The sequence below is a fragment of the Streptomyces sp. SJL17-4 genome, assembly GCF_036826855.1.
In the GTDB taxonomy this organism is placed as follows: Bacteria; Actinomycetota; Actinomycetes; order Streptomycetales; family Streptomycetaceae; genus Streptomyces.
The window spans coordinates 7,928,870-7,954,515 of the sequence record NZ_CP104578.1; the positions used below are offsets into that span (position 1 = coordinate 7,928,870).

The window sequence follows — 25,646 nt, forward strand, 5'->3', positions numbered from 1 at the left end:
GTCGTCCGCCGCAGGACGCGGCCCGGACGAAGGAGAGGCACCCGTGCCGAAAGGTGTCACCAGGCGGCGGCCCCGTACCCGCGCGGCGCTGCTGAAGGCCGCCCTGGAGACCTTCGCCGAGCACGGCTTCCACGCGACGACGATCGAGCAGATCTGCGAGCGCGCCGGATACACGCGGGGCGCGTACTACTCGAACTTCGCCAGCAAGGAAGAGCTCTTCCTCGCCCTCTTCGACGAGCACAGCGACCGGACCGTAGGACGGCTCGCCGAGTCGATCGACGCGCTGACCGCCGAGGAGTACACCCTCACCCGGCTCGCGGAGCTCGCCGCGCGGGTCGAACCGGACGAGCGGGACTGGTACCTCGTCACCACCGAGTTCACCCTGCACGCCATCCGCGACCCGCAGGCCGCGTGGGTGCTCGCGCGCCACGACGCGCGGCTGCGGGCCGAGATCGCCCGCGGGCTCACCCTCGTCCTCCGCCGGGCCGGACGCGAACTGACCGTGGACGCCGACCGGTTCGCGCGCCTCCTCATCGCCCTGCGCGAGGGCGGACTCGCGCAGAGCTACGTGGAGCCGGCGGAGCTGCCGCCGGGCAGTCTGGAGCGACAGTTCCTCGCCCCGCTCCTCGAAGCGTCGACGCGGGAGATCCATGGCGCCCGCACCGGCACCGGCGCGGCGGACGAGGACCACACCAGGGGCGAGGATCAGTCGAAGAGGTCCGGGTCCGACGCCGTGATCTGATCCCAGAGCGGGCGCGCCTGGAACCAGCCGGCCAGATGCCCGCCGATCTGCCCCCGCGTGAGCAGGGCCGTCTCCCGGTCGATGTGCTGCGGCGTGCCCGCCGCCATCGCGAGGAGCTGCGCCTGGCAGGACCGCTCCATCGTGACGAACCACCACACGGCCTCGGCGACGGACTGTCCGACGGTCAACAGCCCGTGGTTCTTGAGGATGACCGCCTTGTGGTCGCCCAGGGCCTTGGCGACCCGCTCGCCCTCCTCGGTCTCGTTGACCACGCCCCGGTAGTCGTCGTAGATCCCGTGGTCCTCGAAGAAGGCGCAGGCGTCCTGGGTGATCGGGTCGAGCGGGATGCCGAGGCTGGAGAAGGCCTTGCCGTACAGGGAGTGCGAGTGCGCGGCGGCGATCGCGTCGGGCCGGGCGGCGTGCACCCGCGAGTGGATGACGAACGCGGCCCGGTTCACGGGCCTGCGCCCCTCCAGTACGGTCCCCTCGTGGTCCACCAGGATCAGGTCGGAGGCCTTGATCTGGCCGAAGCTCATGCCGAAGGGGTTGACCCAGAAGGCGTTCGGGTCGCCGGGGTCGCGGACGGTGATGTGCCCGGCGACGCCCTCGGAGAAGCCGAACCTCCCGAAGATGCGGAAACCGGCGGCGAGTTGCTCCTTCCGGTACCGGCGCTCCTCCTCGACGGAGTCGAAGGTGGGCGGCAGCGGCAGGACGACCCCTTCGGGCAACGGCCCGACGGCGGCGGCGAGCGCGGGCGGCACGGTGCTCATGACGGCTCCTCGATGAGCGGATGGGGTACGGGCGGGGCGCGGGCGGGGCACGGCGCGCCAAAAGATACAGAGGTGCATCCGATACGACAATGGATCGGCGGGCAGCGTGAACGGAGGGTCGAGGGGCGAGAGGTGAGAGCCGAGGTCGGGGGTTGCGGCCCGGGGATTGCGATGGCTACGGTCGATCCCGCACTCAGAAAGCGCTTACACACCACCCGCGTCCCTCACCCCCGTCCGCTGCCGCTCCCTGGAGTCCCCGCGTGCCCACCCCGGACGTCCTGATCTACACCCGCACCACGGGCTACCGCCACGACTCGATCCCCGCGGGCGCCGCCGCGCTCACGGAGCTGGCGCGTGACCTCGGGCGGACGGCCGAGGTGACCGAGGACCCGGGGGCGTTCACCGCCGGGCGCCTGGCCGAGTGCTCCGTCGTCGTCCTGCTGTCCACGACCGGGAACGTCCTGACGCCCGAGGGACGCGCCGCCCTGGAGGCGTACCTGAGGGGCGGCGGCGCCCTTCTCGCCGTCCACGCGGCGGCCAACGCCGAGCCCGACTGGCCCTTCTACGGCGAGCTCCTCGGCACCCGCTTCGACGGCCACCCCGAGATACAGCCCGGCACCGTCCTCGTCGACGACCACGACCACCCCGCGACGGCCCCGCTGCCGGCCCGCTGGGCCTGGACCGACGAGTGGTACAACTTCACGTCCGACCCACGGGGGAATGCCACTTCCACGCCTCGGGAAAGCGGGAAGTCCGGCGTACGGATCCTCGCCCGGGCCGACGAGACCTCGTACCGGGGCGGCACCCACGGTGACGACCACCCCCTGGTCTGGTGCCGCGAGATCGACAGCGGGCGGCTGTTCTTCACCGCGCTCGGCCACGCCTCGGAGACGTACCGCGACCCCGTCTTCCGCGCCCACCTCTCCGGCGCCCTGACCTGGCTCACCGCCTAGACACCGGCCGTGGCCGCGGCACCGCCCGCCTGCCACGTCGCCCGAGGTCGCCGGCGCTTTCGGGTCACCCCGGCGCACCGCCCCTGTTGCGCCGAGCCCCGCTTCGCGGAAACGTGCGGACGGGGGCCGATGTCAGGAGGAGACACGTCATGGGCATCGCCACCGTGAACCCCGCGACCGGCGAGACGCTGCGCGTCTACGAGGCCCACGGGCCCGAGGAGGTCGAGCGGCGGATCGCCGCCGCCCACGAGGCGTACCGCCAGTACCGCACCACCTCCTTCGCCGAACGCGCCCGCCTGCTGCGCGCCGCCGCCGCTCTCCTCGACGAGGACGCCGAGGACATCGCGCACACCATGACCGTCGAGATGGGCAAGCCGATCGCCGCCGCCCGCGCGGAGGCCGCCAAGTGCGCCAAGGCGATGCGCTGGTACGCCCGCAACGCCGAGGAACTGCTCGCCGACGAGCACCCGGCGGAGAGCGACGTCCAGGACTCCGGCGCCGACGTGGCGCGCGTCCACTACCGGCCCATCGGCCCGATCCTCGCCGTCATGCCGTGGAACTTCCCGCTCTGGCAGGTGATCCGCTTCGCCGCGCCCGCGCTCATGGCGGGCAACACCGGCCTCCTCAAGCACGCCTCCAACGTGCCGAGGACCGCGCTCTACCTCGGTGACCTCTTCCGCCGCGCCGGATTCCCCGAGGGCTGTTTCCAGGCCCTGCTCATCGGCTCCGGCGACGTCGAGCGCGTCCTGCGGGACCCCCGGGTCGTCGCCGCCACCCTCACCGGCAGCGAGCCCGCGGGCAGGGCCGTCGCCTCCGTCGCGGGCGACGAGGTCAAGAAGACCGTCCTGGAACTCGGCGGCAGCGACCCGTTCATCGTCATGCCCTCGGCCGACATCGTCGGCGCCGTGAAGACGGCCGTCACCGCGCGCGTGCAGAACAACGGGCAGTCCTGCATCGCCTCCAAGCGGTTCATCGTCCACCAGGACGTGTACGACGACTTCTCCGAGCGCTTCACGGCCGCCATGAACGCCCTCACCGTCGGCGACCCCCTCGACGAGTCCACCGACGTCGGCCCCCTCGCCACCGAGCAGGGCCGCACCGACCTGGAAGCGCTCGTCGACGACGCGGTACGGCGGGGTGCGACCGCCCTGTGCGGCGGCCACCGGCCGGAGGAGCCGGAGCTCGCGAACGGCTGGTACTACCGGCCCACCGTCCTCGCCGGCGTCACCCCGGAGATGCGGATCCACCTGGAGGAGGCCTTCGGGCCGGTCGCCACGGTGTACCCGGTCCGCGACATCGAGGAGGCCGTGACCGTAGCCAATGACTCGCCGTTCGGCCTCAGTTCCAGCGTCTGGACCCGCTCCCCGGAGGACGTCGCCTTCTTCGTGCGCGACCTGGAGGCCGGGGGCGTGTTCGTCAACGGCATGACGGCCTCGCACCCCGCCCTCCCCTTCGGAGGGATCAAGCGCTCCGGGTACGGCCGTGAGCTCTCCGGCCACGGCATCCGCGAGTTCTGCAACGCGACGACGGTCTGGCAGCGCGCCTGACCACCCACGCCCGCCCAGGCCCGAGTCGCCCCTCACCCCCTCACCCCCTCACCCCCTCAGTCCCGGGTCCACTCCAACAACCGTTCCGCCGACCACGTGTTGATCACCCGGTCCTCCGGCACTCCGCACTCCTCCGCCCTCGCGCAGCCGATGATCTGCCACTCCAGCTGCCCGGGCGCGTGCGCGTCCGTGTCCACCGCGACGTGCGTGCCCGCCGCCACCGCGAGTCGCAGCAGCCGCCGTGGCGGGTCGAGCCGTTCCGGGCGACTGTTGATCTCGACGGCCGTCCCGGACTCGGCACAGGCGGCGAACACCCGCTCCGCGTCGAACTCCGACTCCGGCCGCAGCCGTCCGCCCGCCACCAGGCGGCCCGTGCAGTGCCCGAGCACGTCCATCAGCGGGTTGCGCACGGCCCGTTCGAGCCGACGGGTCATCGCCTTCGCGTCCATCCGGAGCTTCGAGTGCGCCGAACCGACCACCAGATCGAGTCGGTCGAGCAGCTCGGGCTCCTGGTCGAGCGAGCCGTCCTCCAGGATGTCGCACTCGATCCCGGTGAGCAGACGGAACGGCGCCCACTCCTCGTTCAGCCGGGCCACCACGTCCAGTTGCTCGAGGAGCCGCTCGGCCGACAGACCCCGCGCCACCGTGAGCCGGGGCGAATGGTCGGTGAGCACCGCCCACTCATGGCCGAGAGCCGCAGCCGTACGGCCCATGTCCTCGATCGTGGCGCCGCCGTCGGACCAGTCCGAGTGGAGATGACAGTCGCCGCGCAGCGCCGCCCGCAACGCCTCGCCCCCGCTCGTCGGTCCGGCGGTCCGCAGGGACTCCTCCAGCTCCGCCTCCAGCCTGGCCAGATACCCGGGGACCTGACCGTCGAGCGCCTCGCGCACCACCGCGGCCGTCTTCGGCCCGAGGCCCTTCACGGACTCCAGGGTGCCCGCCGCCACACGCTCGGCGGCCTCGCCCTCCGGCAGGTCGGAGACCGCGGCGGCGGCCGTCCGGAAGGCACGCGCCCGGTACCCCGGCGCCTGGGCGCGTTCAAGGAGGAACGCGATCCGGTTCAGGGCGGCCACAGGGTCCATGACGTCGCTCCTCGTTTCAGGTGCCGTGTGCGACGTCGGCCGGCACCTCCACCGGACCGATCTCGCACCACACGGCCTTGCCCTCGCCGCGCGGCTCGACACCCCACCGTGACGCCAGCGCGTCGAGCAGCATCAGTCCGCGCCCCGAGGTGGCGGCCTCGCCGGGGGTACGCCGCCGGGGCCAGGCGCTCGACCGGTCCTGCACCGACAGCCGTACCCGCCGCACCGGTTCGGGCAGCACCTCCAGGGTGAGCACCGCACCGCCCTCCGTGTGCAGCAGGACGTTGACGAGCAGCTCCCCCGTCAACAGTTCGGCGTCGTCGGCCAGTTCCGACATGCCCCAGTCCCGCAGCGCCTGCCCCACGGCCGCGCGCGCGTCCGACAGGCCCTGGGGGTCGGCCTGGTGGATGTACTGGTGGATGCGCGGCGCGCGGGGCGTGCCCGGGTCCGGGCTGCGCCGCAGCACCAGGAGCGCCACGTCGTCCCCCGAGCCCCAGCGTTCCCACAGTCGCTCGGAGAGGTGGTCGGCGAGCGCCTCCGCCTGCGGCGGGCCGCTGCTGATCGCCCCCGACAGCGCGGCGAGACCGGTCTCGATGTCCGACCCGGGCTGCTCGACGAGTCCGTCCGTGTACAGCACCAGCGTCTCCCCGGGGACGAGGTCGAGCCGTGTCTCCGGGAACTCCTCGTCGCCGAACACCGTCGCCAGCCCCAGCGGCAGCCCGCCCCGCAGCTTGGGCTGTCCGACCCGGCCGTCGGTGTGCCGGATCAGCGGCCCGAGATGCCCGGCCCGTACGGCACGCAGCGTGCCACTCCCCAGATCCACCTGGGCGTACGTGCAGGTGGCGAACCGGTTGGTGTCCAGCTCGGCGAGAAACCGGGACGCGCGGGCCAGCACCGTCGACGGGGCGTGGCCCTCACCCGCGTACGCACGCAGGGCGATCCGCAGCTGCCCCATGATGGCGGCGGCGTGGGTGTCGTGCCCCTGGACGTCGCCCACGACGATGCCGACCCGGCCGCGGGGCAGCGCGATCACGTCGTACCAGTCGCCGCCGACCTGCCGCCCGCTCCACGCCGCGTGGTACCGCACGGCGATCTCGCCGCCGGTGATCCGCGGGATCCGGCGCGGCAGCATCGTCTCCTGGAGCCCGGTGGCCAGCTCCCGCTCCTCGTCGAAGAGGATGGCCCGCTGGAGGGACTGGGCGACGATGGCCGCGAGTCCGAGAGCCAGGTTGCGCTCGTCGGCGTTGAACGAGGTACGGCCCCGGTAGAACAGGGCCATGCCGCCGAGCGACCGCGCCTGCGCCACCAGCGGCAGATAGCAGGCCGCCCGGAAGTCGAGGCGCGCCAGGTAGGGGGCCAGCTCGGGGAAGTCCCGCCCGAGCGAAGGGAACGAGGAGACGAACCGGGGCCGCCCGCTGAGCACCGCCTCGGCCAGGGGCATGCCCCGGTCGAGCCGCCGGATGCGGAGGTCGTCGAGTGCGTCGAGGGTTTCGCCGCTGAGCGCGATGATGTTCAGCGAGCCGTTCTCGACGAGCCCGAGCGCCAGGCCGTCCGCGCCGAGCCTGGCGAGTCCGCCGGGCCCGGTCAGGGAGGCCGTCACGTCGTCCACGGTCACCGCGCGCGACAGCGCGGCCGTCGTCCGCTCGACGATGTTCGTCTGGACCTCACGCCGCTTCTCCAGCTCCTGGACGAACGCGAAGCGCGTGACCTCGGCGGTCGTGTCCCGCACGACACCGACGATCCGCCGCGCCCGCCCGTCCGGCGAGCGCAGGATCCGCGCCTGCACATGCGTCCAGTGGGGTGGGCCGTCGGTCTGGGGGATGGGGAAGTGCGCGGTGTACGACACCTCGCCGCTGGTGACCGCCTCCCGGACGACTCCCTCCAGCCTGGTCCGCTCCTCGGGGGCGAGACGGGCGATCAGCGACACCGGGCGGCCGTCGTAGGCGTCCGGGGCAACCCCGAAGACCAGCAGCCCGGACCTGTCGACATCGATGGTGCCCGTGTCGAGATCCCAGTCGAAGCTGCCGGTCCGGTTCATGGCGAGCCACTCGGCGGGCCCGATATCGCCATTGCGCGTACGCCGGTCTTCATCGGTCATCCTCCCCATTGTCGAACCCGCGCCCCGTCGACGCCATGGCGGTGACACGGCGTGGCGCGAGTTCGCCTCGGCGGGAGAGCGGTCGGATGCCGGCCGGACGGCGACCGGACGGCGGCGGAGCGCCGCGAGGGGCGTGCCGCGCGCCGGTCCCGCGACGCCGCACGGAAATGCCGGTGGGCCCCGGCGTGCGGCGGGGCAGAATGGGCCGGTGCAGCCGCCCTACCGTGTTCTCGGTCCGTGCCAGGCCCTCCGTACCGACGACGGGACGGAGGCCGTCCTGAGCGGTGCCAGGCTCCGAGCCCTGCTCACCGCCCTCGCGGCCGCCGGCGGGCGGGCGGTGGGCACGCGGGCGCTGATCGACCAGGTGTGGGGCGACGCCGACCGTGCCGCGGACTCGGACCAGGACCGTACGGCGGCGCTCCAGGCCCTCGTCGGGCGTCTGCGCCGGGCCCTGGGCCGGGAGGCCGTCGTCTCCGCGCCCGGCGGCGGCTACCGGCTGGCCGCGGAGCCGGACGCCGTCGACCTGTTCCGCTTCGAGCGGCTCGCCGCCGAAGGCTCCGCCGCCCTCGCCGCCGGGCAACCGACGCCGGCCGCCGCCCTCCTCGACGAGGCCCTCGGGCTCTGGCGCGGGCCCGCCCTCCTGGATCTGCCCGGCCGGGACACCGACCCCCTGGTCGTACGGGTCGAACAACGGCACGCACAGGCGCGACGCGACCGGCTCGCGGCCGACCTGGCCCTGGGACGTGCCACGGAGGTCCTCGCGCCACTCGCCGCCCTGGCGGCGGGAGAACCGCTCGACGAACCCGTCCAGGCCCTGCGGATCCGCGCCCTGAGCGCGGCCGGGCGGCCCGCCGAGGCCCTGGCCGTGTACGAGGAGGTGCGCGCGGGCCTCGCGGACCGGCTGGGGACCGATCCGGGACCCGAACTGCGCACCCTCCACGCCGACCTCCTGACGGACGCTGCGTCCCCTCCTTCACCTGCCGCGCCGGAGAGGGCGGAGCCCGCGGTCGGTCTTCCCGCCCGGCTGACCTCCTTCATCGGTCGGGACGACGACCTGGGCGCGCTCGCCGCCGAGTGGGGCGACCGGCGGCTCGTCACCCTCACCGGGCCGGGCGGCGTCGGCAAGACCCGGCTCGCCCTGGAAGCGGCCGAGACGTACCAGGACGGCCCGGTCCACCTCGCCGAACTCGCCTCCGTGCGCGAGGAGTCCACGGTCGCCGCGGCCGTCCTCAGCGCGGTGGGCGCCCGCGAGACGCACGTCTGGCACCGCGCCGTGGCCGCCGGGGCGGACCCGGAGGACCCGTTCGCCGAGCTCGTCGAACACTGCGCCGGGCGGCGGATGCTGCTCGTCCTCGACAACTGCGAGCACCTGGTCGCCGCGGCGGCACGACTCGCGCACGTCCTGCTCACGCGCTGCCCGGAGCTGCGGATCCTTGCGACGAGTCGGGAGCCGTTGGGGGTGCCGGGGGAGGTGGTGCGGCCGTTGGGGCCGTTGCCGGTGGGGATGGCGTTGCGGTTGTTGGGGGAGCGGGGTGCTGCGGCGCGGCCGGGGTTCGTGGTGGCGGAGGATCCGGGGGCGGCGGAGGAGGTGTGCCGGCGTCTGGACGGTCTGCCGTTGGCGATCGAGTTGGCGGCGGCGCGGTTGCGGTTGTTGTCGGTGCGTCAGATCGCGGATCGGTTGGACGACCGGTTCCGGTTGTTGACGTCGGGGGCGCGGACGGTGTTGCCGCGTCAGCAGACGTTGCGGGCGGTGGTGGACTGGTCGTGGGATCTGCTGGAGGAGCCGGAGCGGGCGGTGCTGCGGCGGCTCGCGGTGTTCACGGGTGGTGCGGATCTGGAGGCGGCGGAGGCGGTGTGCGGGGGTGTGGGTGCTCCGGACGTGCTGGACGTGCTGGGTGCGCTGGTGGACAAGTCGTTGGTGGTGGCGGGGCCGGGCCGGGACGGGGAGGGGATGCGGTTCCGGCTCCTTGAGACGGTGGCGGAGTACGCGGGGGAGCGTCTGGGGGAGTCGGGGGAGCGGGCGGCGACGGAGCGGCGTCATCTGACGTACTACCGGGAACTCGCCCGGCGCACCGATCCGGAACTGCGCGGCGCCGGGCAGGTCGCCGCCATCGCCCGCCTGGAGCGCGAGCACGGCAACCTGCGCGGGGCCCTGCGGACGGCCGTCGCGCTCGGCGACGAGCAGGAGGTGCTCTGCCTCGTCCACTCCCTCACCTGGTTCTGGCAACTGCGCCACCACCAGGTCGACGCCCGTACCTGGGCCGTGGAGGCCGGCCGGCTCGGCCCCGACCCCTTCCAGGAGCCCGTCCGCCCGGCCGAGCCGTTCGACGGCCGGTGTACGGACCTCCCGCCACCGTGGAGCGGAGAGCGCCTCCGGGAGGCCCGGCGTGGCGGGCGGCTCTACGCGCTCGCGACGCAGGGCGGCCAGGGCGCCACCGCGTTCGAACACCCCGAGACCCGCGCCAGGCTCACCTCGGTGGTCTCCGCGTACCGCCCCGGTCTTCCGCAGACCTGCTGCCAGCCGGGGACGATGTGGCACTTCGCCCGCCTCATGACCGGAGAGTTCACCGGCCTCGACGAGACCCTGACGGCGATCGTCGACGCCTGCCGCGTCCACGCCCCCGGCTGGGACCTGGGCTTCGCCCTCCTCGTACGGGCCAAGCTCGTCGTGCACGGACCCGACGACGCCGCAGAGGCGCTCGCCCTCTTCGAGGCCGCGGGGGATTCCTGGGGCATCGCCGAATCCCTCGCCGCCCGTGGCGAGGCCTACGAGCGCGCGGGCCGGCTCGCCGAGGCCGCCGCCGACTTCGAGCGGGCCACGGACGCCGCGGCCCACGTCGGCGCACGCTCCCAGGTGCCCCTCTACACCGCGCGCCTGGCGGCCGTACGGCTCCGGCTCCGGCCCGAGGGGGACCCGGCGGCCGAACAGCTGCTCGCCGAGGCCGCCGACGCGGCCGGGGAGTGGGGCGCCGAGATCGCCGGCTCGGCACGGCTGCTGCTCGCCCAGCACTACGGCCACACCGGCCGCACCGGTCTCGCCCGAGCTCAGCTCTCCCGGCTGGAGGGCGAGTTCGGTGAGGTGACCCCGGCCCTCTTCTGGGGTCTCGCCGGAGGAACGTGGGCCTGGCTCGACTGCCTCGACGGCGCCTACGACCGGGCCGTGGAGCGGCTGGCACGCGCCGTCGCGGACGTGGAGACCCTCGCCCACCTGGTCGCCCCGTACCTGGTCGTCACCCAGTTCGCGACGGCCGCGTGGGCGCTCGGCGGCCGGGGCGGGCCGGGCGACGCGGAGACCGGGGCGCGGCTCCTCGGCGCGTACGACGCCCACGCCGACTCCGGCACGGACGGCGGCTTCCGCCCGTTCACGCCCGAGACGGAGGCCCTGATCAGGGCGCGCGCCGAGGAGACCCTCCGCGCGGCGCTCCCCTCGGAGACGTACATCCGCCGATACGAGGAAGGGACGGGGCTCACGGCCCGTACGGCCGCGGAGCTCGTCCGGAACCCGGGGGAGCCACAGGCCTCCTGACCACCAGGACGACGCGCGGCGACCAGGTCAGCGGGTCGGCGCGCAGGGCGTCGAGGGCGGACGGGTCGGCCATCGGGCTGGTGATCGGGGTGGCGATCGCCGGGTAGTCGCCGTACAGCGGGCGTACGGTCAGGTCGCCGGCGGTGGGCAGGGACTGCCGCCCGGGCAGCGGGCGGTGGCCTACGTCCGGGGCGCGGACCCGGCCGAGCTGTACGGCGAAGGCGGCGGACGGGCCGAACATGCCGACCGCGTCCCCGGGCCGCGCGGACCGCGCCCAGCGGGTGGCGGGCCCTTCACCGGCGGCTTCGTTCCCGTCCCCGTGGAGGAAGAAGTCGACGTCGACGGTCCCGGTGGCCGGGTCGTGAGCCCGGACGGCGTAGCTCCCCATCCACGGCCGCTCGGCCTCGGGGAGCGCGGCGTACGCCCCGTACCAGCGCATCACGTCGCCGGAGGGCCGCAGGGGGAGGGGGAGGGGCGGGGGATCGGTCGCGGTCCGGGGCATCGGGACTCCTTGGCCGGCCGGCGTTGTGCCCCGACCTTCCCGGGCCGCACCGACAGCGGACCGACACCGCGTCGACACGGCGGGTGGGGGAGGCAGGGGAGGCGGGGGAGCCGGGGAAGGCAGGGGAGCGGGGGAAGGCAGGGGAGCGGGGGAAGGCAGGGGAGCGGGGATGCCGGGCGACCCGCACCGGCCGGGCCGCACGGCCGCGCCGCCGCTCCCGGATGCGGACCCGGTGGCCGGACACGAGAATGGCCAGTGCCGGACGAACACGTAGGAGGCGGCATGAACGCTGAGCCCGACAAGACGTCCCTGGGGGACTTCCCGACGCCCGACCGGCTGCTGCATTCCGGGTCGGAGGGCGAGTTCACGGCCGAGGACCTGGTCCTCGCCTCCGGCCGTGACGTGACTCCGAAGACCCTCGCCTGGGCGGAACGCCGTATGGCGGAGAAGGGTCGCGCCTCCATGGACGAGCTGCTGCCGTAGGCCGTCACGGCCCGGGCGTCGGCACGATCCGCGGATCAAGCGATCCGCAGCGGCTCTCGACAACCCCTCGAACAACCCCCTGGAACAACCCCCTCGACAACCCCTCGGCCCCGGTTCGGCAGCTGCGAACCGGGGCCGAGGGCCGTCCGGACCCGACCCGACCCGCCCCGAGGCTTCCGCATTTGTGGAACACGTTCTACCGTGGCCGCCGTCGCGCGTCGCACCGACCGACCGGTGCCGCCGAGGACCCGCAGGACCGCCGCCGCAGGACAGCCGCCACGGGAGGCCCGCCCCATGCACCTCGCATACACGCCCGCTCAGAACAGCCTGCGCGCCGAGCTGCGTGCGTACTTCGCCGAGCTGGTTCCGGAGGACGTCCACACCCGCTACGCGGACCCGGCGGCGCAGAAGCGGTTCTACCGGGAGACCGTGCGTAGGCTCGGCGCCGACGGCTGGCTCGGGGTCGGCTGGCCGATCGAGTACGGCGGGCGGGGGCTGACCCCGATGGAGCAGTTCATCTTCTTCGACGAGGCCGCGCAGGCGGGCGTACCCCTGCCGCTCATGGCGCTGAACACCGTCGGACCGACGATCATGCGTTTCGGCACCGACGAGCAGAAGGCGTACTTCCTGCCGCGGATCCTCTCCGGCGAGATCGACTTCGCCATCGGCTACAGCGAGCCCGACGCGGGCACCGACCTCGCCGCCCTGAAGACCCGCGCGGTCCGGGAGGGGGACGAGACCACCGGTGCGTACACGGTGAACGGGCAGAAGATCTGGACCACGAACGGCGACACCGCCGACTGGGTCTGGCTCGCGGTCCGCACCGACCCGGACGCGCCGCCGCACAAGGGCATCACGATGCTGCTCGTCCCGACGAGCGACCCCGGCTACTCCTGCACGATCATCAACACCCTCGCCTCGCACGACACCACCGCCAGCTACTACGACAACATCGAGGTCCCCGCCTCGCGCCGGGTCGGCGACGAGAACAAGGGCTGGCGTCTGATCACCAACCAGCTCAACCACGAGCGCGTCACTCTCGCCGCCCACGGCACGATGGCGATCCGCGCGCTCCACGACGTCCAGCACTGGGCCGCCGCCACCCCGCTCACCGACGGCCGGCGCGTCATCGACCTGCCCTGGGTCCGCCGCACCCTGGCCCGCACCCACGCCCGGCTCGACGCGATGAAACTCCTCAACTGGCAGATGGTGAACGCCGTCCAGCACGGCACCCTCACCCCCCAGGACGCCTCCGCCGTCAAGGTCTACGGCTCCGAGGCCCGCCGCGACGCCTATGCGGCCCTCATGGAGGTCGTCGGCGCGGTGGGCGCCCTCAAGGAGGGCTCGGCGGGCGCCGTCCTCCACGGTGAACTGGAACGCGGCTATCGCTCCGCCGTCATCTTCACCTTCGGCGGCGGCAACAACGAGATCCAGCGCGAGATCATCTCCTGGATCGGCCTGGGCATGCCCCGCGTCCGCCGCTAGGCCCCCGACCCGGGGCCGGCGGCGCCGTTCGGCCTCGTCCGCTCGGTTGTGTCATCAGTCGATGCGCGGGCTGCGCCGCTCCACGAGAACGGTGTCGCGCCAGACTCCGTGGTGGCGGCCGACGCGCTCGCGTGTGCCGATGACCCGGAAGCCCGCACGGGCGTGGACGGCGAGGCTGGCGGCGTTCTCGGGGAAGATGCCGGACTGAATGGTCCAGATCCCCGCTGCCTCGGTGGAGTCGATGAGCGCCTTCAGCAGCGCCGAGGCGACGCCGCGTCCCCGTGCCTCGGGGTGCACGTAGACGGAGTGTTCGACGACACCGGCGTATGCGCACCGGTCGGAGACCTTCGTGGCGGCCACCCACCCGAGGACCCGGCCGGCCTCGTCGAGCGCGGCGAAGCGATGCTCGGGCAGCTTGGCCGCGTCGAACTGCTCCCAGGTCGGTGCGACGGTCTCGAAGGTCGCGTTGCCCTCGTCGATGCCGGCCTGGTAGATCGCGACGACCTGCTCGGCGTGGTCGGCCGTGAGGGGTGCGACGGTGAGGGCGCGGGTGGCTGATCCGGTCATGGGGCGGAGTCTTCCAGACGGAGGCCGGGGGAGGAGGCTCATGAATTCGATACATGTCTATGTTGACGTTTGTCGATGCAGGCGTCCGGCATCCGGGCGGGAGCGGCGGTGCGGGAGTGGTCCCACGTGCGAGGACTCCGGTCGCGGGTGGCCGACCCACCGGCGTGGCCATACGGGCCCCAGTGGTGGCCAGTTGCCCGTGCTCGACGCGGCCGGCGTGGAGGGCAGGGTTCCGGCGTAGCCTGAACGGGACGAGGGAGGACGCGCCATGACACAGGACGCCGACCCGGGGCTCTTCGGACCCCGTTCCGTGACCTGGCAGGTGCACAGCGACCCGGTGATGTGGATCGCGGGTGTGCGGGCGCTGTGGCTGCAGGCGCTGCACCCCGTCGCCGTACGCGGCGTCATGATCAACAGCAGCTTCCGGAAGGATCCCTGGGGGCGGCTGATGCGGACCGCGGACTTCGTCGGGACCCTGAGTTACGGAACGACCGAGGCCGCCGAGGCCGCCGGGGCCCGGGTGCGCCGAATCCATCGGCGGCTCGGCGTGGACGACCCGGAGCTGCTCCTCTGGGTGCACTGCGCGGAGACCGACTCGTACCTCTCGGTCGCCCGCCGCTCGGGCATCCCCCTCACCGACGCCCAGGCCGACCGCTACGTCGGCGAACACCGCACCTCGGCGCGGCTCGTCGGGCTCGACCCGGCCACCGTCCCCGGATCCACCGCCGCGCTCGCCGCCTACTTCGAGACCGTACGCCCCCGGCTCGCCGCCGGCGCGGACGCCCGTACCGTCGAGGACTTCCTGCGCAGGCCGCCCGTGAAACCGGCGCTCGTACCGGCGCGCGAGGTGATCTGGCGGCGCGTCACGGCGCTCGCGTACGACACTCTGCCCCCCTACGCCCACGCGCTCTACGGCCGTCCCGCGCCGCCGCCGGGGACCGTCACCCGCCGCCTCGCCGCCACGGCCGACCTGCTGCGCCGCATCCCCGCCCGCCTGCGCTGGCGGCTGCCGCCCGGGCACATCCTCCGTGCCATGGACCGGCTCGGCCCGGAGACCCGGCCCGACCCTTACGCGTACCCCGCCCCGTACCCACTGTCCGAACCGCCGTCCATACTGGAGGAGCCGGGGAAGGCGTAGGAATCGACGGGGGCGGCAGCACACGATGGGGGACTCGAGACTGATCCAGGGCCGGTACCGCCTGCACGAGGTCATCGGTCGCGGGGGCATGGGCGAGGTGTGGCGCGCCACCGACGAGGCGCTCGGCCGCGGGGTCGCCGTGAAGTGCCTCAAGCCGATCGGACCGCAGCAGGACCCCCAGGTCCTCACCGTGGTCCGCGAGCGGTTCCGGCGCGAGGCCCGGGTCGCCGCCGCGCTCCAGCACCGGGGCATCACCGTCGTGCACGACTTCGGCGAGTACGACGGCGTGCTCTTCCTCGTCATGGAGCTCCTGGAGGGGCGCAACCTCAGCCAGCTCCTCGCCGCCAACGCCCAGCATCCGCTGCCCGTCCACGACGTCGTCGAGATCGCCGACCAGGTCGCCGACGCCCTCGCGTACACCCACCGGCACGGGATCGTGCACCGCGATCTGAAGCCCGCGAACATCATGCGGCTGAGGGACGGGACGGTGAAGATCTGCGACTTCGGCATAGCGCGCCTCGGCGCGGACGTGGGCTTCACGTCCAAGCTCACCGGCACGGGCATCGCCATGGGCACGCCCCACTACATGTCGCCCGAGCAGATCGGCGGCGGCGAGGTCGACCACCGCAGCGACCTGTACTCGCTGGGGTGCGTGCTGTACGAACTCGCCACCGGTGTCCCGCCCTTCGACCTGGGCGACTCCTGGGCGATCCTCATCGGACACCGCGACACGGTGCCGAGTCCGCCGCGCGCGCACCGCGCCGAACTCCCGGACTACTTCGACCGGATCGTCGTCGACCTGCTCGCCAAGGCGCCGGCGGAGCGACCGGCCGACGCGGGAGACCTGCGCCGCCGGATCGTGACGGGGCGGGTCTCGCCGTCCCTGCCGGGGGCGGGCCCCGCGGGCCCCGCGCAGGCCGGGGCGACCGTCGTTCCGGGCCCTGGTTCCGCGTCCGGCCCCGGTTCCACGTCCGGATCCGGACCCGGTTCAGCGTCCGGACCCGGTTACGTCTCCGGGCCCGGCCTCCTTGCCGGCTCCGGTGCCGGACCCGGCGTGACCGCCCCCATGCCCGCGTGGCTCCGGGCGATCACCGGCGGGCACCGGCCCGCCGACGCCGCCACCGTGCCCCGCCCGGTCGCGCACGACCCCGCCGCGGCCGTCCTCACCACGGAGTGGACGACCGCCGCCACGGGCACCACCGGCGCGCCGCCCGCTCAGCAGCAGCAGCCCGCGCCGGCGCGCCCCGCCGCCTCCGCGGAGCTGATCGCCGTGCTCGCCGGCCGGTACCGGGCGGGCATGGGCCTCGGACGGCTCGGCCGCTGGGAGGAGGCCGAGTCGGTGCACCGGTCCGTCGCCGAGCACCGTTCGGCGGCCCTCGGCGAGGACCACCCGGACACCCTGGCCAGCCATTACGAGGTCGGCTTCGCCCTCGCCCGGCTCGACCGCCCCGCCGACGCGCTGCGCGTCTTCGGCATGGTCGCCGCCGCCCGCGCGCGCGTCCTCGGCGAGGACCACCCCGACACCCTCGCGGCCCGGCAGGAGCGGGCGTACGCGCTCGGCCGCCTGGGACGGCACCCCGAGGCGTACGAGGTGTACGTCACCGTGCTCGCCGCACGCGAGCGCACCGTGGGCCCCGACCACCCGGACACCCTGCGCTGCCGGCACAACCTCGCCTTCACGCTCGGTCGCCTGGGCCGCTTCGAGGAGTCGTACCGTACGGCGCACGAGGTCGCGGAGGCACGGGCCCGACTGCTCGGCGAGGAGCATCCGGACACGCTCGTGACCCGGCGCGAAGTGGCATACACGCTCGGGCGGTTGGGGCGGGGCGACGAGGCACTCGCCGAGTACCGCGCGGTCGCCGACGCGCGCGCCGCGGCCCTCGGGCCCGACCACCCGGACACCCTCACCGCCCGCTACGAGACCGGAGTCCTCCTCGGCCGACTCGGGCAGGCCGCGGACGCGCTGGGCGTCTGCCGCGACCTGGTCGCCGCCCGCACCCGCGCACAGGGCGCCGACGGCCCCGAGACCCTCCGGGCCCGCCACGCCCTGGCCGTCAACCTCGGCCGCCTCGGCCGCTGGCAGGAGGCGCTCACCGAGTCCGAGAGCGTCCACGCGGACCGGGAGCGGGCCCTCGGGCCGGATCACCCGGACACCCTGCTGAGCCGCCGGGAGACCGCCGTCGCCCTCGGTCGCCTCGGCCGCTGGGACGAGGCACTCGCCTCGCACAGCGCGGTCGCCGCCGCCCGCACCCGGCTCCTCGGTCCGGCCCACCCCGACACCCTCGCGGCCCTGGACGACGAGGCCCACTGCCTGGAGCGCCTGGGCCGCCACGCCGAGGCCGCCGCCCTCCACCTGAGAGCGGCCACTCCACCGCCGCGGAGCTGAGGGTCGGGGGCCGCAGAGCTGAGTGGCCGGGTCCGCCGCGCCCACGCCCCAGTCGCCGGCGCTGCCTCCGGCAGGCCGGGCGACAGTCAGGCCGGGCGACAGTCAGGCCGGGCGACAGTCAGGCCGGGCGACAGTCAGGCCGGGCGACAGTCAGGCCGGGCGACAGTCAGGCCGGGCGACAGTCAGGCCGGGCGGCAGTCAGGCCGGGCGGCAGTCGGGCCCGGCGGCAGTCAGGCCTGGCGACAGCCTCGCCCGTGGCAGCCCGCCCGGCGACAGGCCCGCCCGTGGCAGCCCGCCCGGCGACAGGCCCGCCCGTGGCAGGCAGGTCCGGCGACAACCGCCCGGCGACGTGCTCGCCCGCGACAAAACCGCCCACGACAGGCGCGATCCCGGCGGGTGAACGAGGCGGGTCCCGAGCCAGGTGCGTTCGCCGCGACCCCGCCCGTGCCGTCCTCTTCCCCGGTCGTCGCCTCCGTGTGAGCATGAGCCATGACTGCCCCTGACCTGCTCCCGGACGCCCGGCCCGCCTCCCGCTCGTACGACGCCGTCGTCGTCGGCGGAGGGCACAACGGCCTCGTCGCCGCCGCCTACCTCGCCCGCGCCGGGCGCTCCGTGCTCGTCCTGGAGCGGCTCGGCTCCACCGGTGGGGCGGCCGTTTCCACCCGGCCGTTCGCCGGGGTCGACGCGCGCCTCTCCCGGTACTCGTACCTCGTCTCGCTCCTCCCGGAGAAGATCGTGCGCGAGCTCGGGCTGCGGTTCGCCGTACGGAAACGGTCCATCTCCTCGTACACCCCGAAGGGCGACGGGGGCCTGCTCGTCGGCGGCGGCACCGACCGCACCCGCGCCTCCTTCGCCGAACTCACCGGGTCCGACCGCGAGTACCAGGCCTGGCAGGCCTTCTACGAGCGCACCGCCCGCGCCGCCCGGCGGATCTTCCCCACTCTCACCGAGCCCCTCCCCAGCCGCGCCGCGCTCCGCGCCCGCGTGGACGACGCCGACACCTGGCGGATGCTCTTCGACGAACCCCTGGGCGTCACCGTCGAGCGGGAGTTCGCCGACGACCTCGTCCGCGGCGTCGTCCTCACCGACGCCCTCATCGGCACCTTCACCGACGCCCACGACCCGACGCTCCTCCAGAACCGCTGCTTCCTCTACCACGTCATCGGCGGCGGCACCGGCGACTGGGACGTACCCGTCGGCGGCATGGGTGCCCTCACCGACGCCCTCGCCGACGCGGCCCGCGCCGCCAGTGCCGACATCCGCACCGGCCACGAGGCCACCCGGATCGAGACGGACGGGCAGCGCGCCGCGATCTCCTACCGCACCGTCGACGGCGAGGCCACCGTCGAGGCGGCCCACGTCCTCGTCAACGCCTCGCCCCGCGACCTCGCCGTCCTCCTCGGCGACACGCCGCCGCCCACGCCCGAAGGCGCCCAGCTCAAGGTCAACATGCTGCTGACCCGGCTGCCGAAGCTCCGCGACCGTTCCGTCGACCCGCACGAGGCCTTCGCCGGCACCTTCCACATCGCCGAGGGGTACGGTCAGCTGGCCGCCGCCCACGCCGAGGCCGCCGCCGGCCGGCTGCCCTCCGCGCCGCCCTCCGAGATCTACTGCCACTCCCTGACCGACCCCACGATCCTCGGCCCCGACCTGGCCGCCACGGGCCACCACACTCTCACCCTGTTCGGGCTGCACACCCCCGCCCGGCTGTTCGCCGCCGACAACGACGGCACCCGCGCCGCGCTCCTCGCGGCCACCCTCGAACAGCTCGACGCCCACCTCGACGAGCCGATCGCCGGCTGCCTCGCCCTCGACGCGGACGGCCGTCCCTGCATCGAGGCGAAGACCCCGCTCGACCTCGAACGCGAGCTGCGCCTCCCGGGCGGCCACATCTTCCACCGCGACCTCTCCTTTCCGTACGCGGAGGAGGACGCGGGCGAAGCCCCGGGCCGCTGGGGCGTCGAGACCCGCCACGCCAACGTGCTGCTGTGCGGCGCGGGCGCGATCCGGGGCGGGGGAGTCAGCGGCATCCCCGGCCACAACGCGGCGATGGCGGCGCTGGGACGGTGACGCCCAAGCGGCCGCGTTGACGTCGCCGCCTCCCCGCCTGTGGTGTGAAGCTGATCTGCGAGCGCGCTTAAGAAATCCTCGATGGACCGCGAGCGCTCCGTACGGAAGATTCTCTTCCGGGGATCTTGGGCGCGCTGTCGTGCCCGCACCCCGCACATCACAGGACACGCACGTCGGGAGCCGTGGCATTGAAGGCGTTGGTCAAGCTGAAGGCGGAGCCGGGACTCTGGCTCACGGACGTGCCCGAGCCGGAGACCGGTCCCGGAGACGTACTCATCAAGGTGCAGCGGACCGGTATCTGCGGGACCGACCTGCACATCCGCTCCTGGGACGGCTGGGCGCAGAAGACGATCGCCACGCCGCTCACCCTCGGCCACGAGTTCGTCGGCGAGGTCGTCTCCGTCGGCCGTGACGTCGCCGACATCGCCGTCGGCGACCTGGTCAGCGGCGAGGGCCACCTCGTCTGCGGCAAGTGCCGCAACTGTCTGGCCGGCCGCCGCCACCTCTGCCGTGCCACCATCGGCCTCGGCGTCGGCCGGGACGGCGCGTTCGCCGAGTACGTGGCGCTCCCCGCGTCCAACGTGTGGGTCCACCGCGTCCCCGTCGACCTCGACATCGCCGCGATCTTCGACCCCTTCGGCAACGCCGTGCACACGGCGCTCTCCTTCCCGCTCGTCGGCGAGGACGTCCTCGTCACCGGCGCGGGCCCGATCGGCATCATGGCCGCCGCCGTCGCCAAGCACGCCGGCGCCCGCAGCGTCATGATCACCGACGTCAGCGAGGAGCGCCTGGCGCTGGCCCGCAAGACGGGCGTCACGCTCGCCCTCAACGTCGCCGAGCAGACCATCGCCGACGGCCAGCGCACCCTCGGGCTCAAGGAGGGCTTCGACGTCGGCCTGGAGATGTCCGGCAACCCGCGCGCGATGCGCGACATGGTGGCCAACATGACCCACGGCGGCAAGATCGCCATGCTGGGCCTGCCCAGCGAGGACTTCGCCGTCGACTGGGCGAAGATCGTCACCTCCATGATCACGATCAAGGGCATCTACGGCCGCGAGATGTTCGAGACCTGGTACGCGATGTCGGTGCTCCTGGAGGGCGGGCTCGACCTCTCGCCCGTCGTCACCGGACGCTACGCGTACACCGACTTCGAGGCCGCCTTCGACGACGCGGCCTCCGGCAAGAGCGGCAAGATCATCCTCGACTGGACTGCGGGAGCCTGACCCATGTTCGATTCCGTACGCGACGACATCCGTACCACCCTCGACGAGATCCGGCAGGCCGGGCTCCACAAGCCCGAGCGCGTCATCGGCACCCCCCAGTCGGCCACCGTCGCCGTCACCTCGGGCGGCCGCCCGGGCGAGGTGCTCAACTTCTGCGCCAACAACTACCTGGGCCTCGCCGACCACCCCGAGGTGGTCGCCGCCGCCCACGAGGCGCTCGACCGCTGGGGCTACGGCATGGCGTCCGTCCGCTTCATCTGCGGCACGCAGGAGGTGCACAAGGAGCTGGAGGCGCGCCTCTCGTCCTTCCTCGGCCAGGAGGACACGATCCTCTACTCCTCCTGCTTCGACGCCAACGGCGGTGTCTTCGAGACGATCCTCGGCCCCGAGGACGCCGTCATCTCCGACGCCCTCAACCACGCCTCGATCATCGACGGCATCCGCCTCTCCAAGGCCCGCCGCTTCCGCTACGCCAACCGCGACATGGCCGACCTGGAGCAGCAGCTCAAGGAGGCCACGGAGGGCGGCGCCCGGCGCAAGCTCATCGTCACCGACGGCGTCTTCTCCATGGACGGCTACGTCGCCCCGCTCGACGAGATCTGCGACCTGGCCGAGCGGTACGACGCCATGGTGATGGTCGACGACTCGCACGCCGTCGGCTTCGTCGGCCCCGGCGGCCGCGGCACCCCCGAGCTGCACGGCGTGATGGACCGCGTCGACATCATCACCGGCACCCTCGGCAAGGCCCTCGGCGGCGCCTCCGGCGGCTACGTCGCCGCCCGTGCCGAGATCGTCGCCCTGCTGCGCCAGCGCTCCCGCCCGTACCTCTTCTCGAACACCCTCGCCCCGGTGATCGCCGCCGCCTCCCTCAAGGTCCTCGACCTCCTGGAGTCCGCCGGTGACCTGCGCGACCGGCTGCGCGCCAACACCGAGCTGTTCCGGACCCGGATGACGGCGGAGGGCTTCGACATCCTCCCCGGCGACCACGCCATCGCCCCCGTCATGATCGGCGACGCGTCCGAGGCCGGCCGCATGGCCGAGCTCCTCCTGGAGCGCGGCGTGTACGTGATCGGCTTCTCGTACCCGGTCGTGCCGCAGGGGCAGGCACGCATCCGCGTCCAGCTCTCCGCCGCCCACTCCACGGAGGACGTGAACCGGGCCGTGGACGCGTTCGTCGACGCCCGCGCGGCCCTGCGGGGCTGAGGCGGGCGCAGGCCCCGCGGCCTGCGAGACTGGGGGCATGATCGAAGCGCGGCGGTTGCACATCCTCCGTGCGGTGGCCGACCACCGCACGGTCACGGCGGCGGCCGCCGCGCTCTATCTCACCCCCTCCGCCGTCTCCCAGCAGCTCGCCGCCCTGGAGCAGGAGACCGGCCACCGGCTGGTGGACCGCAGCGCCCGCGGCGCCCGCCTCACCCCGGCCGGCGAGATCCTGCTCAGCCACGCCAACGCCGTCCTCGCCCAGTTGGAGCGCGCCGAGTCCGAACTCGCCGCCTACGGCTCCGGCGAGGCCGGTACGGTCACGGTCGCCGCCTTCGCCACCGGCATCGGACTCGTGGTGGCCCCGGCCATCAGGGCACTGGCCGACTCCGCCCCCGGCATCCGGGTCCGGGTGCGGGACGCCGAGGGCGACGAGAGCCTGATGATGGTCCTCGACCGGCAGGTCGACGTGGCCGTCGCGGTCGAGTACCGGGGCGCGCCGGGCGAGGACGACGCCCGCCTCACCCGCGTCCCGCTCTACGCGGAGCCCTTCGACGCGGTCCTGCCGCCCGGCCACCCGCTGGCGGCCGGCGAGCGGGTCGCGCTCGGCGACCTCGCGAAGGACGCCTGGATCGGGCAGTCCGCCGGCAATCCCTGCCATGACGTCACCGTCCTGGCCTGCGAGTACGCCGGGTTCACGCTGAACCCGGAGCACTCGTCCGACGACTTCCGCGCCGTCGTCGCCCTCGCGGCCGCGTCCGCCGGTGTGGCGCTCGTACCGCGTTCGGCCCTGCGCGGCATGGAGCTCACGGGAGTGGAGGTCCGCCCGATCGAGGGCGTCGCCCCGACCCGCAGGGTCTTCGCCGCCGTCCGGCGAGGCGCGGAGAACCACCCTCTGATCAGCCCCGTACTGACCGCCCTGGGCGTGGCGTCGGAATCCGGCGCCTGAAGGACGCGACGTCCGGCGCCTGACGGACGCGACGTCCGGCGCCTGACAGACGTGACATCCGGCCCCGGACGGGCTCGATATCCGGCCCCGGCGGGTTCGATCTCCGCCAAACGCCGTTCGCGTGCTGGCGGAGCCCCGTACGCCCCACCAGACTGGGGAACCGTGGAAACCATGGTGCCTGTCAGTCGCGGCGAAGTCTGGGCGGACGACGCGGGAGGGGACGGACTGCCGCTGGTCCTGCTCCATCCCGGCGTCGGCGACTCCTCGGTGTGGGACCCGCTCCTGCCGGCGCTCGTCGCGGGGCGCCGGGTGGTCCGCTACGACGTGCGCGGTTACGGACGCTCACCCGCGCCCACCGCCGAGTACTCCCCGGTCCGCGATCTGGCCGAGGTCCTCGACCACTTCGAGATCGAGCGGGCGGTGCTGGTGGGCTCCAGCATGGGCGGCGCCACCTCGGTCGACTTCGCGCTGGAGGCGCCCGAGCGGGTGGCGGGCCTCGCCCTCCTCGTTCCCGGCGTCTCCGGGTACGACGGGCTGGCCACGGGCGAGTTCTTCGAGCGCCTGGAGACGCTGGCCAAGGCCGGCGACACGGACACCATCGTCCGGCTCGCCCTCCGCGCATGGGCGCAGGCCGGCGGCGGTACCCCCGAGTCCGATCCGGCCGCGGCGGCCCTCTGCCGGGCCGTGCTGCCCGCCTGGTTCAGCAACATCGGCCACCAGCTCACCGGCCCGCCCGCCTTCGACCGGCTCGGGGAGATCTTCGCGCCGACCCTGCTCGCGCTGGGCGAGCAGGACCGGCCGGAGGTGGTGCGCTGCAACGAGGAGATGGCCGAACGCATCCCGGGCTGCCGCCTCGTAAGGCTGCCCGCCTCCGACCACTACCCGACGCTCCGGGAACCGGAGCACGTCGTCCGGCTGATCGAGGAGCTGTACGCCGAGGCGGCCTGAGCTCCGGCCCCCGGCGAGACGCCCGCCCACGCGTTCGTCTCATCCCCCCGGTGAGAACTTCCCGCCGGGGACCGTACCTCACATGATCACTTGTACGCAGTTCGACCAGGTGTACGCATCCGGCTCAATCGGCCGACCTGCTCCAGCCGTTCGCCTCGATCCGCGCCCCGTCCGCCGGCCGCGCCTCGTCGAACACCGGGCGTCCCGCTCCGTCGAGGAGTCGCAGCCCGTCCACGTACACGCCCCGTCCCACGTACCGCTGGTCCGTCGTGTACCGCCAGCGCAGGAGGGTGTCCGTCACGGGCAGCGGGGCGGACACGGTGTGCCAGACGCGGCCGGACCAGCCGCCCGCCGTGCCCGTCGGGTGGTCGGTGCTCCCGTCGGTGGTGAAGGGCACCGGCCGCCAGGTCGTGCCGCCGTCGGCCGAGGCCTCCAGGGCGGCCGTGTCGGCGCCCGGCTCGGTGTCCCACCACAGCGCGCACTCCAGGTGTGCGGCTCCCGGCACATGAGGGAGCGTCAGGGTGGCGGTCGTGGCGCTCGCCATGCCGGAGAACCAGGACGTACGGCCCCGGTGGGGGCGGACGGGGACGGCGCGGGCCAGGCTGTTCGCCGCGGCGACGCGGGGAGCCGATCCCGAGCGCCAGGAGCGCACCGGGTGGACGGAGTTGCCGAGGACGATCAGGAACGCGTCGGTGGTCGGGTCGAGGACCAGGCTGGTGCCGGTGAACCCGGTGTGTCCGGCCGTCCGGGGCGTGGCCATCGCGCCCATGTACCAGTGCTGGTACAGCTCGAAGCCGAGCCCGTGCTCGTCGCCCGGGAAGGCGGTGTTGAAGTCGGTGAACATCAGCTCCACCGAGGCGGGGGAGAGGATGCGGGCCCGGCCGTACGCCCCGCCGTTGAGCAGGGTGCGGGCGAGGATCGCGAGGTCCCAGGCGCGGGAGAAGATCCCGGCGTGGCCCGCGACGCCGCCCAGGCTGTGGGCGTTCTCGTCGTGGACCTCGCCCCGCACCATGCCCCGGTCCAGGCCGGACCACGGCGGGCGGGCGTCCTCGGTGGCGGCGATCCCCGGCCGCCAGGAGAGCGGTGGATTGAAACGAGTGCGGTGCATCCCGAGCGGAGCGGTGATCTCGTCGTGGAGCAGGACATCCAGACCGAGACCGGTGATCTCCTCCAGGATCAGCTGAAGCGTGATCAGATTCAGATCCGAGTACAGGTACCTCGACCCCGGCGGGTTCGCCAGGGCCTCGTCCCAGATCAGCCGCAGCTTCCCCTCCCGTGTCGGCTCCTTGTACAGCGGGATCCACGCGCGGAACCCCGAGGTGTGGGTGAGCAGCTGACGGACCGTCACGTCCTGCTTCCCGCCGCCGCCGAACTCCGGCAGGTACGCGGTGACCCTCTCCTCCAGCTCCAGCGCCCCGCGCTCGATCTGCTGCACGGCGAGGATCGAGGTGAACAGCTTCGATACCGACGCCAGGTCGAAGACGGTGTCCTCGGCCATCGGGACCTGCTCGTGCGGCGGCAGCTCCACGCCGGTGTCGGTCTTCTCGTCGTACGCCGCGTACCGCACGGCCATGCCGATCGGCCGGTGCAGAGCCACCGTCCCGCCCCGCCCGGCGAGCAGCACGGCGCCCGCGTACCAGGGGTGCGCGGGGGAGGGGCCGAGGAAGGACTCGGCGTCCGTGACCAGTCGGTCCAGGTGCTCCGGCAGGAGCCCCGCCCGCGCGGCGGACCCGCGCCGCAGGGTCGTCCCGCGGGCGCCCGCGCCGGCGCCGCCGCCCCGGGCATCCACGCGGCTCCCCGGCTCCGGTTCCTGTGCCGCCGCGGCCCCCGGAATCGAACCGATCATCAGCGCACCTCCCAGGGCGAGGACGCCGCCGCCGAACGCCCGGCGGCTCGGGCCCCGGCCCGTCCTGGACTCCTCCGTCATGTCCACCCTCTCCCACAGCCCTTTGAAAGAAAACTTCAGCCACGCCGGAA

General features: G+C 73.8%; 19 protein-coding genes. 13 read left to right on the top strand and 6 right to left on the bottom strand.

The window, feature by feature from the left end:
* The first annotated feature begins 43 nt into the window (after positions 1-43).
* Positions 44-742: a TetR/AcrR family transcriptional regulator gene (locus N5875_RS35580; RefSeq protein ID WP_318211617.1), complete on the top strand. Its 699-nt coding sequence runs from the start codon at positions 44-46 to the stop codon at positions 740-742.
* Here the strand turns inward: N5875_RS35580 and N5875_RS35585 are convergent.
* On the bottom strand, positions 706-1,512 hold the full coding sequence (locus tag N5875_RS35585) for a class II aldolase/adducin family protein (RefSeq protein ID WP_030325524.1): 807 nt from the start codon (positions 1,510-1,512) through the stop codon (positions 706-708). The genes N5875_RS35580 and N5875_RS35585 overlap by 37 nt on opposite strands.
* A gap of 260 nt (positions 1,513-1,772) precedes the next feature.
* On the opposite strand from N5875_RS35585, the gene N5875_RS35590 reads away from it, so the two are divergent.
* Both N5875_RS35590 and N5875_RS35595 read left to right on the top strand, forming a co-directional pair.
* A complete protein-coding gene (locus tag N5875_RS35590) occupies positions 1,773-2,465 on the top strand; it encodes a ThuA domain-containing protein (protein ID WP_338498415.1) in 693 nt (230 codons plus the stop codon).
* 149 nt (positions 2,466-2,614) lie between these two features.
* Positions 2,615-4,012: an NADP-dependent succinic semialdehyde dehydrogenase gene (locus N5875_RS35595; RefSeq protein ID WP_318211619.1), complete on the top strand. Its 1,398-nt coding sequence runs from the start codon at positions 2,615-2,617 to the stop codon at positions 4,010-4,012.
* 56 nt (positions 4,013-4,068) lie between these two features.
* Here N5875_RS35595 and N5875_RS35600 read toward each other — a convergent pair whose 3' ends face one another.
* Entirely contained in the window at positions 4,069-5,094 is a 1,026-nt protein-coding gene (locus N5875_RS35600) for a PHP domain-containing protein (RefSeq protein ID WP_338498418.1), read from the bottom strand.
* 16 nt (positions 5,095-5,110) lie between these two features.
* Positions 5,111-7,192 carry a SpoIIE family protein phosphatase gene (locus tag N5875_RS35605; protein ID WP_318211621.1) on the bottom strand — a complete coding sequence of 694 codons (2,082 nt, stop codon included), beginning with the start codon at positions 7,190-7,192 and terminating at the stop codon, positions 5,111-5,113.
* Between the two features lie 208 nt (positions 7,193-7,400).
* On the opposite strand from N5875_RS35605, the gene N5875_RS35610 reads away from it, so the two are divergent.
* The gene (locus tag N5875_RS35610) at positions 7,401-10,718 is read left to right on the top strand and encodes a BTAD domain-containing putative transcriptional regulator (RefSeq protein ID WP_338498420.1); all 3,318 of its coding nucleotides are present in this window, start codon (positions 7,401-7,403) and stop codon (positions 10,716-10,718) included.
* Here the strand turns inward: N5875_RS35610 and N5875_RS35615 are convergent.
* The gene (locus N5875_RS35615; protein ID WP_338498422.1) at positions 10,660-11,220 is read right to left on the bottom strand and encodes a siderophore-interacting protein; all 561 of its coding nucleotides are present in this window, start codon (positions 11,218-11,220) and stop codon (positions 10,660-10,662) included. The two genes, N5875_RS35610 and N5875_RS35615, sit on opposite strands and share 59 nt — an antisense overlap.
* A 282-nt stretch (positions 11,221-11,502) precedes the next feature.
* Between N5875_RS35615 and N5875_RS35620 the strand changes: the two genes are divergently transcribed.
* Both N5875_RS35620 and N5875_RS35625 read left to right on the top strand, forming a co-directional pair.
* Entirely contained in the window at positions 11,503-11,703 is a 201-nt protein-coding gene (locus N5875_RS35620) for a hypothetical protein (protein WP_030314702.1), read from the top strand.
* A gap of 294 nt (positions 11,704-11,997) precedes the next feature.
* On the top strand, positions 11,998-13,188 hold the full coding sequence (locus tag N5875_RS35625) for an acyl-CoA dehydrogenase family protein (protein ID WP_338498426.1): 1,191 nt from the start codon (positions 11,998-12,000) through the stop codon (positions 13,186-13,188).
* 54 nt (positions 13,189-13,242) lie between these two features.
* On the opposite strand, the gene N5875_RS35630 is transcribed toward N5875_RS35625, so the two are convergent.
* A complete protein-coding gene (locus tag N5875_RS35630) occupies positions 13,243-13,755 on the bottom strand; it encodes a GNAT family N-acetyltransferase (protein ID WP_318211625.1) in 513 nt (170 codons plus the stop codon).
* 268 nt (positions 13,756-14,023) lie between these two features.
* On the opposite strand from N5875_RS35630, the gene N5875_RS35635 reads away from it, so the two are divergent.
* The 7 genes from N5875_RS35635 (at position 14,024) to N5875_RS35665 (ending at position 23,669) form a co-directional block, all read left to right on the top strand.
* A complete protein-coding gene (locus tag N5875_RS35635) occupies positions 14,024-14,893 on the top strand; it encodes an oxygenase MpaB family protein (RefSeq protein ID WP_318211626.1) in 870 nt (289 codons plus the stop codon).
* A gap of 25 nt (positions 14,894-14,918) precedes the next feature.
* Positions 14,919-17,279 (top strand): serine/threonine-protein kinase, encoded by a 2,361-nt coding sequence (locus tag N5875_RS35640; RefSeq protein ID WP_338498429.1) that lies wholly within the window; start codon positions 14,919-14,921, stop codon positions 17,277-17,279.
* Between the two features lie 489 nt (positions 17,280-17,768).
* Positions 17,769-19,349 carry an NAD(P)/FAD-dependent oxidoreductase gene (locus N5875_RS35645; RefSeq protein ID WP_338498430.1) on the top strand — a complete coding sequence of 527 codons (1,581 nt, stop codon included), beginning with the start codon at positions 17,769-17,771 and terminating at the stop codon, positions 19,347-19,349.
* Positions 19,350-19,537: 188 nt separating this feature from the next.
* A complete protein-coding gene (tdh, locus tag N5875_RS35650) occupies positions 19,538-20,572 on the top strand; it encodes an L-threonine 3-dehydrogenase (RefSeq protein WP_318211653.1) in 1,035 nt (344 codons plus the stop codon).
* A 3-nt stretch (positions 20,573-20,575) separates the two neighbouring features.
* Entirely contained in the window at positions 20,576-21,775 is a 1,200-nt protein-coding gene (locus N5875_RS35655) for a glycine C-acetyltransferase (protein ID WP_338498432.1), read from the top strand.
* Positions 21,776-21,812: 37 nt separating this feature from the next.
* On the top strand, positions 21,813-22,721 hold the full coding sequence (locus tag N5875_RS35660) for a LysR family transcriptional regulator (protein ID WP_338498433.1): 909 nt from the start codon (positions 21,813-21,815) through the stop codon (positions 22,719-22,721).
* A gap of 171 nt (positions 22,722-22,892) precedes the next feature.
* A complete protein-coding gene (locus tag N5875_RS35665) occupies positions 22,893-23,669 on the top strand; it encodes an alpha/beta hydrolase (RefSeq protein WP_338498435.1) in 777 nt (258 codons plus the stop codon).
* Positions 23,670-23,793: 124 nt separating this feature from the next.
* On the opposite strand, the gene N5875_RS35670 is transcribed toward N5875_RS35665, so the two are convergent.
* Entirely contained in the window at positions 23,794-25,596 is a 1,803-nt protein-coding gene (locus N5875_RS35670; RefSeq protein WP_338498438.1) for a serine hydrolase, read from the bottom strand.
* Positions 25,597-25,646 lie beyond the last annotated feature (50 nt).

Coding starts and splice junctions, on each gene's coding strand:
- N5875_RS35625 (WP_338498426.1), top strand. CDS start 11,998: ATGCACCTCGCATACACGCCCGCTCAGAACAGCCTGCGCGCCGAGCTG.
- N5875_RS35655 (WP_338498432.1), top strand. CDS start 20,576: ATGTTCGATTCCGTACGCGACGACATCCGTACCACCCTCGACGAGATC.
- N5875_RS35585 (WP_030325524.1), bottom strand. CDS start 1,512: ATGAGCACCGTGCCGCCCGCGCTCGCCGCCGCCGTCGGGCCGTTGCCC.
- N5875_RS35615 (WP_338498422.1), bottom strand. CDS start 11,220: ATGCCCCGGACCGCGACCGATCCCCCGCCCCTCCCCCTCCCCCTGCGG.
- N5875_RS35600 (WP_338498418.1), bottom strand. CDS start 5,094: ATGGACCCTGTGGCCGCCCTGAACCGGATCGCGTTCCTCCTTGAACGC.
- N5875_RS35605 (WP_318211621.1), bottom strand. CDS start 7,192: ATGACCGATGAAGACCGGCGTACGCGCAATGGCGATATCGGGCCCGCC.
- N5875_RS35660 (WP_338498433.1), top strand. CDS start 21,813: ATGATCGAAGCGCGGCGGTTGCACATCCTCCGTGCGGTGGCCGACCAC.
- N5875_RS35630 (WP_318211625.1), bottom strand. CDS start 13,755: ATGACCGGATCAGCCACCCGCGCCCTCACCGTCGCACCCCTCACGGCC.
- N5875_RS35645 (WP_338498430.1), top strand. CDS start 17,769: ATGACTGCCCCTGACCTGCTCCCGGACGCCCGGCCCGCCTCCCGCTCG.
- N5875_RS35595 (WP_318211619.1), top strand. CDS start 2,615: ATGGGCATCGCCACCGTGAACCCCGCGACCGGCGAGACGCTGCGCGTC.
- N5875_RS35635 (WP_318211626.1), top strand. CDS start 14,024: ATGACACAGGACGCCGACCCGGGGCTCTTCGGACCCCGTTCCGTGACC.
- N5875_RS35620 (WP_030314702.1), top strand. CDS start 11,503: ATGAACGCTGAGCCCGACAAGACGTCCCTGGGGGACTTCCCGACGCCC.
- N5875_RS35670 (WP_338498438.1), bottom strand. CDS start 25,596: ATGACGGAGGAGTCCAGGACGGGCCGGGGCCCGAGCCGCCGGGCGTTC.
- N5875_RS35640 (WP_338498429.1), top strand. CDS start 14,919: ATGGGGGACTCGAGACTGATCCAGGGCCGGTACCGCCTGCACGAGGTC.
- N5875_RS35665 (WP_338498435.1), top strand. CDS start 22,893: ATGGTGCCTGTCAGTCGCGGCGAAGTCTGGGCGGACGACGCGGGAGGG.